This window comes from Streptomyces sulphureus DSM 40104, assembly GCF_000381025.1.
GTDB classification, from domain to species: Bacteria; Actinomycetota; Actinomycetes; order Streptomycetales; family Streptomycetaceae; genus Streptomyces; species Streptomyces sulphureus.
Genome location: NZ_KB905814.1, coordinates 659468 through 673011 on the forward strand (window position 1 = coordinate 659468; position 13544 = coordinate 673011).

Sequence of the window (13544 nt, forward strand, 5' to 3'; positions counted from 1 at the left end):
GTGCCCGAACTGCCGAACCTCCCCGAACCCGGGTCCGGCGGTGAGCTGCGCCGCACGCTCACCTTCCGCGATCTGATCGTCTACGGACTGCTGTTCATCGCGCCGATGGCCCCCGTCGGCATCTACGGCGCCCTCGACGCGAGGAGTCAGGGCACCGTCCCCCTCGTCTACGTCGTCGCGACGATCGCCATGGGCTTCACGGCCTACTCGTACGCGCGGATGCTGCGCGCCGTCCCGCACGCCGGCTCGGTGTACGCGTACGCGCGGGCGGGGCTCGGGCCGTCGGCCGGGTTCCTCGCCGGCTGGATGATGATGCTCGACTACGTGCTCATCCCGGCCGTGGCCTACCTCTTCTCCGGGATCGCGATGGCGCAGCTCGTCCCGGAGGTCGACCAGTGGGTGTGGACGGCGCTCGCCGTCGTGGTGACGACGGCGCTCAACCTCTCCGGGGTGCACAGGGCGGCGTTGGTCGGATTCCTCGTGCTGGCGCTGGAGTTGGCGGCGCTCGCCGTCTTCGTCGTGGCGGCCGTCGTGGTGCTGGTGCAGCACGGGCCTGAGCGCGACTGGCTCTCGCCGCTGACGGGGGACGACGGGTTCTCGGCCGAGGCCGTGCTCAGCGCGGTCTCCATCGCGGTCCTCTCCTACCTCGGCTTCGACGCGATCGCCAACTTCGCCGAGGAGGCGACCGGGGGCCGCGGGACCGACGGGCAGCGCTCTCCGGTGGCGCGTGCGCTGGTGTGGTGCCTCATCACCACCGGCATCCTCTTCATCATCCAGACCTACCTCGCCGCGCTCCTCTCGCCGGAGACCTCACAGGAGCTCGCGGACGACCCCGCCGCCCAGGGCCCGGCGTTCTACGAGGCGGTCAACTCCTCGATCGGCGGCTGGCTGGAGACGCTCGTCGCCGCGAGCAAGGCGCTGGGCGCCGCCTTCGCCGCGCTCGCCGGACAGGCAGCGGCGGGACGGCTGCTCTTCGCGATGGCGCGGGACCGCCGGCTGCCGCACGGGCTCGCCACGATCTCCCGCCGCACCGGGGTCCCCTGGATCACACTGCTGGTCAGCGCCGCGATCACCATGGCGGCCGCGGTCTGGGCGGCCCGCGCGGCCGACGGCCTCGACAGGCTCGTCTCGATCGTCGACATCGGCGCGCTCTTCGGGTTCGGGATGCTGCACCTCTCGGTCATGGGGTACTACGGCCTCACCGGGCGCGGGGCGGCCGCCGGGTTCGTGCGCGACTGGGTGCTCCCGCTCGTCGGCCTCGCGATCGTCGTCGCGGTGATCGTCACGGCGAACCGGGAGGCGCACTGGGTCGGCCTGGTGTGGTTCGTCGTCGCCCTCGTGGTGTTGGCGGTGCTCCGCAGCCGCGGGCGGCTGGACGACGTACCGGTGGAGGGCGAGCGCGAGGGCCCCGGCGCGGGGTGACCGCTCGCGCGAGGTGTCCCGCTGTCGGTGGCGGGGCCTATCCTCGCGGGCATGGCTCTGCAGACGTCGGCCGAGACGCCGGTACCCGTCAGCGAGGTCTCGCGGCTCATCGGCGGCTGGATCGACCGGCTCGGCGCGGTCTGGGTGGAGGGGCAGATCGTGCAGCTCTCTCCGCGGCCGGGGGCGGGCATGGTCTTTCTCACCCTCCGGGACCCCTCGCGGGACGTCTCGCTCACCGTCACCTGCTATCGGCAGGTCTACGAGCGCGTCAAGGACGTCGTCGCCGAAGGCTCGCGCGTGGTGCTCCACGCCAAGCCCGAGTGGTACGCACGGGGCGGGCGGCTGTCGCTGCGCGCCGCCGAGATCCGCCCGGTCGGCGTCGGTGAACTCCTCGCGCGGCTTGAGCAGTTGAAGAAGAAGCTGGCCGCAGAAGGGCTCTTCGCCACCGACCGCAAGCGCGCGCTGCCGTTCCTCCCGCACCGCATCGGCCTGGTGACGGGCCGCGCCTCCGACGCCGAGCGGGACGTCCTCCACACGGCGCGCGAGCGCTGGCCCGCCGTCCGCTTCGAGATCCGCAACACCGCGGTGCAGGGGGTCAATGCGGTGCCCCAGGTGATCGAGGCCGTCCGCGAACTCGACGCGCACCGCGAGGTCGACGTCATCATCGTCACGCGGGGCGGCGGCGGCATGGAGGACCTCCTCCCCTTCTCCGACGAGCGGCTCGTCCGCGCCGTCGCCGAGTGCCGGACGCCGCTCGTCTCCGCGATCGGCCACGAGGCCGACGCCCCGCTCCTCGACCTCGTCGCCGACGTGCGCTCCCGCACCCCGACGCACGCGGCGAAGGACACCGTGCCCGACGTCGGCGAGGAGCACGAGCGCATCGCGCAGCTCCGCCGGCGCTCCCGGCGCGCGGTGGACGGGCTGCTCGAGCGCGAGGAGCGGGGCCTCGCCGGGCTCCTGAGCCGCCCTGCGCTGGCCGAGCCGTACACCCTCGTCGAGGAGCGCGAGGAGGACACGGCGCACTGGCTGGACCGTGCGCGCCGCGTCCTCGGCCACCGACTCGACCGCGCCGAGGACGAGTTGGCGCACACCAGGGCACGCGTCGTGGCGCTCTCCCCCGCCGCGACCCTCCGGCGCGGGTACGCGGTGCTCCAGCGGGACGGCGGCGGCGTGGTGCGCGACGCCGCGGAGGTGGAGGCGGGGGAGAAGCTCAGTGCCCGGGTCGCCGAAGGCGGCTTCGAGGTGGTTGTCGGACCGGACTCATAGGGTGGGGCCATGACGACGCGCGCACAGGGCGGGGCCGACGAGGAAGAGGACGGCAGCGCCGAGGAGGCCGGCCTCGGGTACGAGCACGCCAGGGCCCAACTGATCGAGGTGGTCCAACGGTTGGAGGCCGGGGGCACCTCGCTGGAGGAGTCGCTCGCGCTCTGGGAGCGCGGCGAGGAGCTCGCGCGGATCTGCCGCGAATGGCTGGAGGGCGCCCGCGCCCGGCTCGACGCCGTCCTCGAAGCGGAGGAGGAAGGGGACGAGACCGAGGGCGAGGACGCCGATGCGGAAAGCTGACTCCGCCGGGGAAGCATGACAGTGCCGTGGTGGTGCACAACATTAACGGAAGAAGATCGTTCCATTTTTCGTTGAAGCCAAAATATGTGGCTCGTACAGTCACAGTTGCACACAACGCACCGGCACGAAAAGGCAGTTATGACCCTCCCCCTCGACCCCGCCGCCCAGGACCTGCTCTTCAAGGAGGCGCACACGGCGCACCGGTTCACCGACGAGCCGGTGACCGAAGAGCAGATCCAGGAGGTCTACGACCTCATCAAGTACGCTCCCACCGCGTTCAACCAGTCGCCGCTGCGCGTCACGCTCGTGCGCAGCCCGGAGGCGCGGGAGCGCCTCGTCTCGCACATGTCGGAAGGCAACCAGGCGAAGACGCGCACGGCCCCGCTCACCGCGATACTCGCCGTCGACCTCGACTTCCACGAGCGGCTGCCCGAACTCCTCCCGTTCAAGCCCCAATTGAAGGACACCCTCTTCGCCGACGAGGCATACCGCGAGTCCTCCGGCACCCTCAACGCCACTCTCCAGATCGGCTACTTCATCCTCGGCATCCGCGCCGCCGGCCTCGGCGCAGGACCGATGACGGGCTTCGACGCGGCCGGTGTCGACAAGGAGTTCTTCGGCGACGGCAAGCAGCACGCACTCGTCGTGGTGAACATCGGCAGGACCGCCCCCGACGGGCACAACCCGCGCGCCCCCCGGCTCGCGTTCGAGGACGCCGTCACCACGGTCTGATGCACGGAATACGGCCGTCCGGCCGGAGACCGGCTCCGGCCGGTCCCCGGCTCAGGGCGTCGCCGAGGGCGAGGAGCCGCCCTGCTTCTCCTGCAACGCACCGGCGAGCTGCCCGAGTTCGGCGAAGCCGGCCGTCCCCGTCACCACGGTGGTCATCGCCTGCTTCTCGTCGGTGCGGACGAGCGCGTCGTACTTCTCCCCCTCGTACCGCATCCACGCGTCGCCTTCGACCTGCTGGGTGCGCTCGGTCTTCTCCGCTCCCTGGGTCACGTCCCGTATGAACTTCGCGGGGCGTTTGGCGTCGCTCTGCTCGACGGCCGCGTACTCGTCCTGGGGCGACATGAAGCCGAGGTGCCAGTCGACGGCGCCGGAGCCCTCGCCCTGGAAGGTGACGGAGGTGGCGCGCCAGCCGTCGGGCAGGCCGACGGGCGCGGCGACCGGATACGGCGCCGCACGGCGGGCCGAGTCGAGCTCGACCCGGTAGCTGACGGGACGGACCGGGTCCTGGTCCTCGTCGTGCGGGATGAAGAGGTAGATCACCCAGGCGGCGAGGAGGATCACCGCGAGCGAGATCAGCATGTCCCGCACCGTCTGCTTGCCGCGCTGCTTGTCTGCTGCCACCTCGACATCGTCCCCCATGGGCGGAGAGCGCCGGTACGCGGGGACCGTCCGCAGGCGGGCGGGGGCGGCCCGGTGCGCGCGGACCGCGGATACTGACACATACTGTTTTGCGTGCGGATTCCGTGCAGTGGCGGCAAGTTGAGCGCCTCGACCGCTCATCCGAGGGTGCACCTGCTCAAATTTTCGAAGCCCGGTAGAGTCGGAAGCACCCTCAGTAGCGCGGCCGTCGCCGTACAGAAAGGCGGGTTCCGATGTCAGAGAACCATCACCTGCCCTCCCAGCTCGAAGTGAGCCCGGAGGCGCCCGACCGCAACCTCGCCCTGGAGCTCGTCCGGGTCACCGAGGCCGGGGCGATGGCCTCCGGCCGCTGGGTCGGCCGCGGCGACAAGATCGGCGCCGACGGTGCGGCCGTGAAGGCGATGCGCACCCTCGTCTCCACCGTCTCGATGAACGGCGTCGTCGTCATCGGCGAGGGCGAGAAGGACGAGGCTCCGATGCTCTACAACGGCGAGCGCGTCGGCGACGGCACGGGCGCCGAGTGCGACGTCGCCGTCGACCCCGTGGACGGCACCACGCTCACCGCCAAGGGCATGGGCAACGCGGTCTCGGTCCTCGCGGTGGCGGAACGCGGCTCGATGTTCGACCCGAGCGCGGTCTTCTACATGGACAAGCTCGTCACGGGCCCCGAGGCCGCCGAATTCGTCGACATCTCGGCGCCGCCCGCCGTGAACATCCGGCGCATCGCGAAAGCGAAGGGCTGCGGACCCGAGGACGTCACCGTGGTGATCCTCGACCGCCCGCGCCACCAGGGCCTCGTGAAGGAGGTCCGGGAGGCGGGGGCCCGGATCAAGTTCATCTCCGACGGCGACGTGGCCGGCGCGATCATGGCCGTGCGGGAGGGGACGGGCGTCGATCTCCTCCTCGGAGTGGGCGGCACCCCGGAAGGGATCATCGCGGCCTGCGCGATCACCTGCCTCGGCGGCGCCATGCAGGGCAAGCTGTGGCCCAAGGACGACGAGGAGCGACAGGCCGCGCTCGACGCCGGGCACGACCTGGAGAAGGTGCTCACCGAACGCGACCTCGTCAAGGGCGACAACGTCTTCTTCGTCGCCACCGGTATCACCGACGGCGACCTGCTGCGCGGCGTGCACTACCGGGGGGAGCGCGCGTACACGCAGTCGCTCGTGATGCGCTCGAAGTCGGGCACGCTCCGCCAGATCGAGTCCACCCACCAGCTCTCGAAGCTGCGGGCCTACAGCGCCATCGATTTCGACCGCGCCAACTGACCGCCTCGGACACGCGCTACGGGACGCTCCTCGGCCCGGTCCCCGGAACCGCCCGGCGGGCCGGGCTTCAGGCGATGCGCTCGACGGGGGCGGCCGTCACCTTCTCCGCGGCCGTCTCCCGACGGCGCCGGCGAGCGAGGACCACGCGCCGCTCGGCGGCCGTCAACCCGCCCCAGACGCCGTACGGTTCGGGGAGGAGGAGGGCGTGCTCGCGGCACTCGGCGAGCACGGGGCAGCCGGCGCAGACGCGCTTGGCCGCCTGCTCCCTGGAGAGCCGCGCGGCGGTCGGCTCCTTCGAGGGCGCGAAGAAGAGCCCCGCCTCGTCCCTGCGGCACACGGCCTCGGAGTGCCACGGCCCTGGCTGATCCCCCAGCGGGGAGCGCTGCGCGGGCACGGTGGCGGTCTTCGGGGACTGATGCGGCGTGTGCAGCACGGTCTGCTCCTGACGAGACGTCGGTGATTCCCCTTCACCCGTCTTTCTGCGCACGGCAGTTGACCTTCCTACCGCACGAGCGACGATGCACCAGCCCTACCCGCTGTGCGCGTCGGTATGCATACCGTGGCATCGTCTGACTCGTCAGACCGGTGGGGCTCCTTCGGCCCCCGCGGTACGGAAGGGAACCCTCCGCTCCGCGTTCACTCCTCCTTCCGCAGGCGGTCGCCCGCGCGCAGATTCCTCAGCAGCCTGCCGCGCTTGGGCTTCGCCTCGACAGAACCCAGCACGCCCGCCCCCTGGACCAGCACCACCGGCGCCTGCGGATCGGTGGCCTCGGCGCACTCGACGTCGAAGCTGCCGAAGACACCCGCCCCCTTCTGCCGGAGGGTGACGTTCTCCGGCACCTGTATCTCCACGCTCCCGAAGACCGCCGTCGCGTTGATGACGATGTACTGCTCGGTGAAGACCGCCTGGCTGAGGTCGATCTCGACACTGCCGAAGACCGAGACGGCGTTGATCCTCGGGGGGACGTTCCAACGCCCCTTGCGCACCGACGCGCTGAAGATCGCGACGAGGTTCTCCTTCCACCCGCCGGGCCGCGGCGCCTCCCAGCGGTACTCGGAGGGCGCGGCCTCCGCCCGCGGCGCCTGCCTGCTGCGCGCACCCGCCGGCAGATCGGCTATGAGCGGCTCCAGCTCGCCGAGTGTCTTGGCTTCGTAGACCGCATCGAGACGCTCCGCGTGCTCGGCGGCGTCGAGCCGGCCCTCGGCGAGCGCCTCGCGCAGAATCTCGGCGATGCGGTCCCGGTCGGCGTCGGAGGCGCGGACGGCCGCCTCGCGGGCGGGCGCCGGGGCGCGCTCGGGCTGCTTCTTCAGCGGGGAGTCCTCAGTCACGCCCCAAGGCTACGAGACGCGATAGATCGCGACCACCCCCTGTGGACAACCCCGGGCTTCGACCGGGCGGACCTCACGCCCCCCGGTGCGCGCGGGGGTTCTAACCTGAAGGGCGCAACGCCGCGAGTCGACGGACCAGCACTACGCCCGGCCGCGCACCGAAGTGAGAGGAAGAGCCCCTATGTCTGCCAGCTCCCAACCGGCGTTCTCCTACACGGAGATGCTCCCCGTCGGCGCGGACCCCACACCGTACCGACTCGTCACGAGCGAGGGCGTGAGCACCTTCGAGGCCGACGGGCGCACCTTCCTCAAGGTGGAGCCGGAGGCGCTGCGGAAGCTCGCGGCCGAGGCGATGCACGACATCTCGCACTACCTGCGCCCCGAGCACCTCGCCCAGCTCCGCAAGATCCTCGACGACCCCGAGGCGAGCGCCAACGACCGCTTCGTCGCGCTCGACCTGCTGAAGAACGCCAACATCGCGGCGGCCGGCGTCCTGCCCATGTGCCAGGACACCGGCACGGCGATCGTCATGGGCAAGCGCGGCCAGCACGTCCTCACCTCGGGCGGCGACGAGGAGTCCCTCTCCCGCGGCATCTACGACGCCTACACGCAGCTCAACCTCCGCTACTCCCAGATGGCACCGCTGACCATGTGGGAGGAGAGGAACACGGGAAGCAACCTCCCCGCGCAGATCGAGCTCTACGCGGAGGACGGTGACGCCTACAAGTTCCTCTTCATGGCGAAGGGCGGCGGCAGCGCCAACAAGTCCTACCTCTTCCAGGAGACCAAGGCCGTCCTCAACGAGGGGTCGATGATGAAGTTCCTGGAGCAGAAGATCCGTTCGCTGGGCACCGCGGCCTGCCCGCCGTACCACCTCGCGGTCGTCGTCGGCGGCACCAGCGCCGAGTTCGCGCTCAAGACCGCCAAGTACGCCTCCGCGCACTACCTCGACGAACTCCCCGGCGAGGGCTCCCCCAGTGGTCACGGTTTCCGCGACAGGGAGTTGGAGGAGCAGGTCTTCGAGCTGACGCAGCGGATCGGCATCGGTGCGCAGTTCGGCGGCAAGTACTTCTGCCACGACGTGCGCGTCGTCCGCCTTCCGCGGCACGGCGCCTCCTGCCCCGTGGCGATCGCCGTCTCCTGCTCGGCCGACCGGCAGGCGAAGGCCAAGATCACCGCGGAGGGCGTCTTCCTGGAGGAGCTGGAGACGGACCCGGCCCGCTTCCTCCCCGAGACCACCGACGCGCAGCTCACCGAAGGCGCGGGCGCCGACCTCGACTCCGTCGCCATCGACCTCGGCCGCCCCATGGAGGAGATCCGCGCGGAACTCTCCAAGCACCCCGTCAAAACGCGGCTCTCGCTCACGGGAACCCTCGTCGTGGCCCGCGACATCGCGCACGCCAAGATCAAGGAGCGGCTCGACGCGGGCGACGAGCTGCCGCAGTACCTCAAGGACCACCCGGTCTACTACGCGGGGCCCGCCAAGACGCCCGAGGGCTATGCGTCGGGCTCGTTCGGGCCGACGACGGCCGGCCGGATGGACGCGTACGTCGAGCAGTTCCAGGCGGCGGGCGGCTCGCTTGTGATGCTCGCCAAGGGCAACCGGAGCAAGCAGGTCACCGACGCGTGCGCGGCCCACGGCGGCTTCTACCTCGGCTCCATCGGCGGGCCTGCGGCGCGGCTCGCGCAGGACTGCATCAAGAAGGTCGAGGTACTCGAGTACGAGGAGCTCGGCATGGAGGCGGTCTGGCGGATCGAGGTCGAGGAGTTCCCCGCCTTCATCGTCGTCGACGACAAGGGCAACGACTTCTTCGCCGACCCTGCGCCCGAGCAGCCGTTCGTCACGTCGATCCCCGTACGCCAGGGGTCGTGAACCGGCGTCGACGGGCGGGCCCGCGCGCCCGCCCGTCGACCCAACGATCCGCAGCCCACACGTGCGAGTGAACCACCGGGCATACGAGCATGGCGCCTCCGGACGCCTGCGTAGCGTCGCCTCCATGGTCAACTCGCCTCACGAGGCGCTCCATCGGGCCTTCCGGCAGTTCCCCGAGCTCTTCGGCCGCGCCTTCGCGCTCCTCGGCCTCCCCGAGCCGGGTGCGACGGTCGTCTCCGACGTGAACTGCGACCTCACCGAGGTGAGGCCCGTCGAGCGCCGTGTCGACACACTGCTCCGGCTCGACGGGCCCGACGGACGGGGCTACCTGCTCGCCGTCGAGTCCCAGACCGCGGACGACCCGGAGAAAGCCAGGAGTTGGGCGTACTACCTCGCTTACCTCGCCAACAGGTACCGCGATCACCGCCCCGTACTGCTCGTCCTCTGCCGCGACCGCGCGACCGCGCGCTGGGCAGCCGGCCCCTTCCGCATCGGCCACCCCGCCGGAGCCAACCTCCAGCTCACGCCCTTCGTCCTGGGCCCGGACAACGTCCCCTTCATCACCGACGTCGAGCAGGCTGCCGCCGACCTCCCGCTGACGCTCTTCTCGGCACTGACGCACAGCAGCGACCCACGCATCGGTGAAATACTGGACGTGCTCGCAGCAGCCCTGAAGAAGACCGAGGACGACGACGCCGTCACCGTCTACGCAGACTTCACCGCAAGCGGCCTCGCCGACTCCCCCACGGCCGCCGACCACTGGAGGAAGCTCATGAGCTCAGGACTTTTCGAACTCCGCGGCTTCGTGGCGGAGGGACTGAGAGAGGAAGGCCGAGAGGAAGGCCGAGACGAGGGCAGGGACGAGGGCAGGGACGAGGGCCGCCTGCAGACGCAGATCGAGCAGCTCCTCCAACTCCTCGACGCCCGCGACATCCCCCTCACCGAAGCCCAACACCACCACCTCACCACCTGCCGGGACACCGATCTCCTCAGCCACTGGTTCACCCGAGCCCTCACCGCCGGCGCCGCCGACGAAGTGCTCACCTCCGCCCCACCCGAGCCCGGCCCCGCGAGCGTCTGACCTCCCCGCGACGCGGTGACGCATCCGGGGAATGCGCCACCGCGTACGCGACGCTGACCTGGATGGAGGTGTACGCACGATGAGCGACAGCACGGAGTACCGCGTCGAGCACGATTCCATGGGCGAGGTGAAGGTCCCGGCCGCGGCGAAGTGGCGGGCCCAGACGCAGCGCGCCGTGGAGAACTTCCCGATCTCCGGGCAGCGCCTGGAGCGGGCGCACATCGAGGCACTGGCACGGATCAAGGCGGCGGCAGCCCTGGTCAACGGGCGGCTCGGGGTGCTCGACGGCGAGCTGGCCGAGGCGGTGCGCGAGGCGGCCGAGGAGGTCGCCGCAGGGCGTTGGGACGCGGAGTTCCCGATCGACGTCTTCCAGACGGGTTCGGGCACCTCGTCCAACATGAACATGAACGAGGTCGTGGCCACGCTGGCGACCGAGCGCCTCGGCTCGCCCGTCCACCCCAACGACCACGTCAACGCCAGCCAGTCGTCGAACGACGTCTTCCCTTCGTCGATCCACATCGCCGCGACCGCCGCCGTCACGAGGGATCTGCTGCCGGCGCTCGACCATCTGTCGGCGTCGCTGGGGCGCAAAGCCGCGGAGTTCGACGGCGTCGTCAAGTCGGGGCGCACGCACCTGATGGACGCCACCCCTGTCACGCTCGGCCAGGAGTTCGGCGGGTACGCGGCCCAGGTCTCGTACGGGGTGGAGCGGCTGCGGTCGTCGCTTCCCCGGCTCGCCGAACTCCCGCTCGGTGGCACGGCGGTGGGCACCGGCATCAACACGCCGGCCGCCTTCTCGGCCTCGGTGATCGAGGAGGTGGCCCGCGCCACGGACCTGCCCTTCACCGAGGCGCGCGACCACTTCGAGGCGCAGGGCGCCAGGGACGCGCTGGTGGAGACGTCGGGGCAGCTCCGGGTGGTGGCCGTCGGCCTCACGAAGATCTGCAACGACCTGCGGTGGATGGCTTCCGGCCCGCGGACGGGCCTCGCCGAGATCGCCCTGCCCGACCTGCAACCCGGTTCCTCGATCATGCCGGGCAAGGTCAACCCGGTGATCCCGGAGGCGGTGCTCATGGTCGCCGCCCAGGTCACGGGGAACGACGCGACGGTCGCAGCGGCGGGGGCCGCCGGCAACTTCGAACTCAACGTCATGCTCCCCGTGATGGGGAAGAACCTCCTGGAGTCCGTACGCCTGCTCACCAACGCGGCGACGCTCCTCGCCGACCGCACCGTCGACGGCATCACAGCCGACGCGGAACGCGCCAGGGAGTACGCCGAGTCCTCCCCGTCCGTGGTGACGCCGCTCAACAAGTACCTCGGCTACGAGAACGCCGCCGCCGTCGCCAAGAAGGCCCTCGCCGCACGCATGACGATCCGCGAAGCGGTCCTGGACGCGGGGTACGTCGAGCGCGGGGAGCTCACGCTGGAGCAGCTCGACGAGGCGCTGGACGTCCTGCGGATGACGCACCCCTGAGCAGACGCCGGAACGGCAACGGTCGTCAACTCCCCGTCCTGAACGGGGCGTCCGAGGTACGCCGGAGGACGGCGCACCGCCGAACCGTGTGGCGACCCTGGCCGTACGGCTCCGCACCGGCGTGCGCCAGTACCGGAACTCCCCGCGGACGTACGCGCATTCAGGCACACATGCCCCGAAGGGACGAAGCCGGCACCGGGCAACCCCCTCTCCACCGGCACTTTCGGGTGCGGTGGGACGGTTCGGGGTTACTCGTACGTGTAGCTCTGCGGCCCAGGTCACGGCGGCGAGCGGCGACCGCGCCTAAGATCGGTTCATGGCCGGGGAGATGAGAGGCGCACATGCGGGCGTGGAGCCCCGCGAGAGCGCAACGGGAAGAGCAGCGGGCGCCCCCGTTGCTCCGCGTCCCCGCGCCTCCACGGAGAGCGCCGGCGCGTGCGCCCGTTGGGCGCCGGGGAGCGCGATCCTCTGGCGCTACCGCGCCAACACCCGGCACGTCCCCGGTCTGACGGACGCCCGGGCCGGCTTCCACATCTGCCGCCCGGTCACGGTCGTCAGGGACACCCCCGAGCTACTCGCCGTCTGGCTCGCTCCCGGGACCGTCTGCATCAAGCCCGTCCTCGCCGACGGCACCCCGCTCCACCGCGCGCCGCTCGCCGCCCGCTACACCAGGTCTCGCACCACGGTCCGCACGACCTGGCAGGGCACGGGTGTGCTGAAGCTGGCGCTCGCCGACGAGCCCTGGTCCGTCTGGCTCTTCTGGGAGCCCGGCTGGCGGTTCCGCAACTACTACGTCAACCTCGAGGCGCCGCGCACCCGTTGGGCCGGCGGCGTCGACTCGGAGGACCACTTCCTCGACCTCTCGGTGCGCTCCGACGGCACCACCGAGCTCCTCGACGAGGACGAGTTCGAAGCCGCGCAGCGCGCCGGCCTGATGGGCCGCGCCCAGCGCACCCAGGTGCGCTCGGCGCTGGAGCGCGCACGCCGGGCGGTCGCCGAGTGGAGACCACCGTTCTGCGACAACTGGCACCGCTGGCGCCCCCAACCCGACTGGCCGGTACCGGAGTTGCCCGAGGACTGGGACCGTGCTGCACTGGCGCCCGAAAGACGCTCGACTGCGCTCCCTCCGGAACCTCCCCGGCGCCCGGACCCCCCTCCGGCCCCGGAAGCGGCGCCGACCACGAACGCAGCCGGTGCGGAGCCAGACGCGCAAGGCACCCCGTTCAACATTCACCCGGACCGACCTCAGAGCGCCCCTTGATATGCACCCGTACCGCAAACGTAGGATCAACGTCCGTACTCGTATTTCTACACAACTCCCCTCACCCTTCGGGGACTTGGCGGACGGCCGGAGAGGAACCCAGTGGTGAGCAGCACCGGAGGAGCACCCGCGGCAGGCACGGGCGGGTCGGGCGCCGAGCAGCGGCCGGGCGTCCCCGCGCAGGGCGCCGCGGTCGCGCCCGAGGAGGGGCCCTCCCCCTACGGCGTCTTCGATCGCACGGACATAGACCGCACCGGCCAGGCCGAGGCGTTCGACTCCATCGGCGACCGCTACGACGAGGCGTTCCCGCACAAGGACGCACAGGTGGTCTCGGGTAGCTGGCTCGCCGAGCAACTCCCCGCCGGCTCCCGCGTCCTCGACCTCGGTTGCGGCACCGGCCTGCCGACGTCGCGGCAACTCGTCGACGCGGGGCACGAGGTGATCGGCGTCGACCTCTCGGAGGGCATGCTGAAGCTCTGTCGCGAGCACGTCCCCGAGGCGTCGTTCCACCACGTGGACATCGCGGACATGGAGGCGAGCGACCTGGGCCCGTTCGACGGCGCGGCCGCCTACTTCTCCCTGCTCATGCTGCCGCGCTCGGAGATCCCCCATGCGCTCGCCATGCTCCATCGGCAGATCCGCGGCGAGGGCCCGCTCGCCCTCGGCATGGTCGAGGCCGACGTCAACGACTTCGCCATCCCGTTCCTCGGCAACACGATCCGGGTATCGGGACACCTGCGGGACGACCTCCGCCGGATCGTCGACGAGGCCGGCTTCGACGTCGTCGACGAGGAGGCCGTCTCGTACGCACCCGCGAGCACGGACGTCCCTCCGGAGATCCAGCTCTTCCTGCACTGCCGGCGACGCCCCTAACAACCGAGCACCTAGCGCTGGGCGCGCGG

12 protein-coding genes and 1 pseudogene are annotated in these 13544 nt (G+C 71.1%); 10 read left to right on the top strand and 3 right to left on the bottom strand.

What is annotated here, in order from left to right:
* From F603_RS0107070 to F603_RS0107085, 4 genes are all read left to right on the top strand, one after another.
* On the top strand, window positions 1-1422 hold the full coding sequence (locus F603_RS0107070; RefSeq protein WP_019545312.1) for an APC family permease: 1422 nt from the start codon (window positions 1-3) through the stop codon (window positions 1420-1422).
* 51 nt (window positions 1423-1473) lie between these two features.
* Window positions 1474-2688, top strand: coding sequence for an exodeoxyribonuclease VII large subunit (gene xseA, locus F603_RS0107075; RefSeq protein ID WP_019545313.1), 1215 nt, complete (start codon window positions 1474-1476; stop codon window positions 2686-2688).
* 9 nt (window positions 2689-2697) lie between these two features.
* A complete protein-coding gene (locus tag F603_RS0107080; RefSeq protein WP_019545314.1) occupies window positions 2698-2985 on the top strand; it encodes an exodeoxyribonuclease VII small subunit in 288 nt (95 codons plus the stop codon).
* A gap of 138 nt (window positions 2986-3123) precedes the next feature.
* Window positions 3124-3717: a malonic semialdehyde reductase gene (locus F603_RS0107085; RefSeq protein WP_019545315.1), complete on the top strand. Its 594-nt coding sequence runs from the start codon at window positions 3124-3126 to the stop codon at window positions 3715-3717.
* A 51-nt stretch (window positions 3718-3768) separates the two neighbouring features.
* Here the strand turns inward: F603_RS0107085 and F603_RS0107090 are convergent, their stop codons facing one another.
* Window positions 3769-4356: a DUF4245 domain-containing protein gene (locus F603_RS0107090; protein WP_019545316.1), complete on the bottom strand. Its 588-nt coding sequence runs from the start codon at window positions 4354-4356 to the stop codon at window positions 3769-3771.
* Between the two features lie 233 nt (window positions 4357-4589).
* Here F603_RS0107090 and glpX point away from each other — a divergent pair, with 233 nt between their 5' ends.
* Window positions 4590-5624: a class II fructose-bisphosphatase gene (glpX, locus tag F603_RS0107095; RefSeq protein ID WP_019545317.1), complete on the top strand. Its 1035-nt coding sequence runs from the start codon at window positions 4590-4592 to the stop codon at window positions 5622-5624.
* 67 nt (window positions 5625-5691) lie between these two features.
* Here the strand turns inward: glpX and F603_RS0107100 are convergent, their stop codons facing one another.
* On the bottom strand, window positions 5692-6057 hold the full coding sequence (locus F603_RS0107100; RefSeq protein ID WP_019545318.1) for a WhiB family transcriptional regulator: 366 nt from the start codon (window positions 6055-6057) through the stop codon (window positions 5692-5694).
* A 203-nt stretch (window positions 6058-6260) separates the two neighbouring features.
* Window positions 6261-6953: a DUF1707 SHOCT-like domain-containing protein gene (locus F603_RS0107105; RefSeq protein WP_019545319.1), complete on the bottom strand. Its 693-nt coding sequence runs from the start codon at window positions 6951-6953 to the stop codon at window positions 6261-6263.
* Window positions 6954-7134: 181 nt separating this feature from the next.
* On the opposite strand from F603_RS0107105, the gene F603_RS0107110 reads away from it, so the two are divergent.
* From F603_RS0107110 to F603_RS0107130, 5 genes and pseudogenes are all read left to right on the top strand, one after another.
* Window positions 7135-8826 carry a fumarate hydratase gene (locus tag F603_RS0107110; protein WP_019545320.1) on the top strand — a complete coding sequence of 564 codons (1692 nt, stop codon included), beginning with the start codon at window positions 7135-7137 and terminating at the stop codon, window positions 8824-8826.
* Between the two features lie 124 nt (window positions 8827-8950).
* The gene (locus tag F603_RS31790; RefSeq protein WP_019545321.1) at window positions 8951-9907 is read left to right on the top strand and encodes a hypothetical protein; all 957 of its coding nucleotides are present in this window, start codon (window positions 8951-8953) and stop codon (window positions 9905-9907) included.
* Between the two features lie 79 nt (window positions 9908-9986).
* Entirely contained in the window at window positions 9987-11381 is a 1395-nt protein-coding gene (locus F603_RS0107120) for a class II fumarate hydratase (protein ID WP_019545322.1), read from the top strand.
* 328 nt (window positions 11382-11709) lie between these two features.
* Window positions 11710-12468: pseudogene (locus F603_RS0107125) on the top strand (ribonuclease FAU-1 family protein); the annotation flags it as partial.
* A 279-nt stretch (window positions 12469-12747) separates the two neighbouring features.
* On the top strand, window positions 12748-13515 hold the full coding sequence (locus tag F603_RS0107130; RefSeq protein ID WP_037955374.1) for a class I SAM-dependent DNA methyltransferase: 768 nt from the start codon (window positions 12748-12750) through the stop codon (window positions 13513-13515).
* Window positions 13516-13544: the final 29 nt, after the last annotated feature.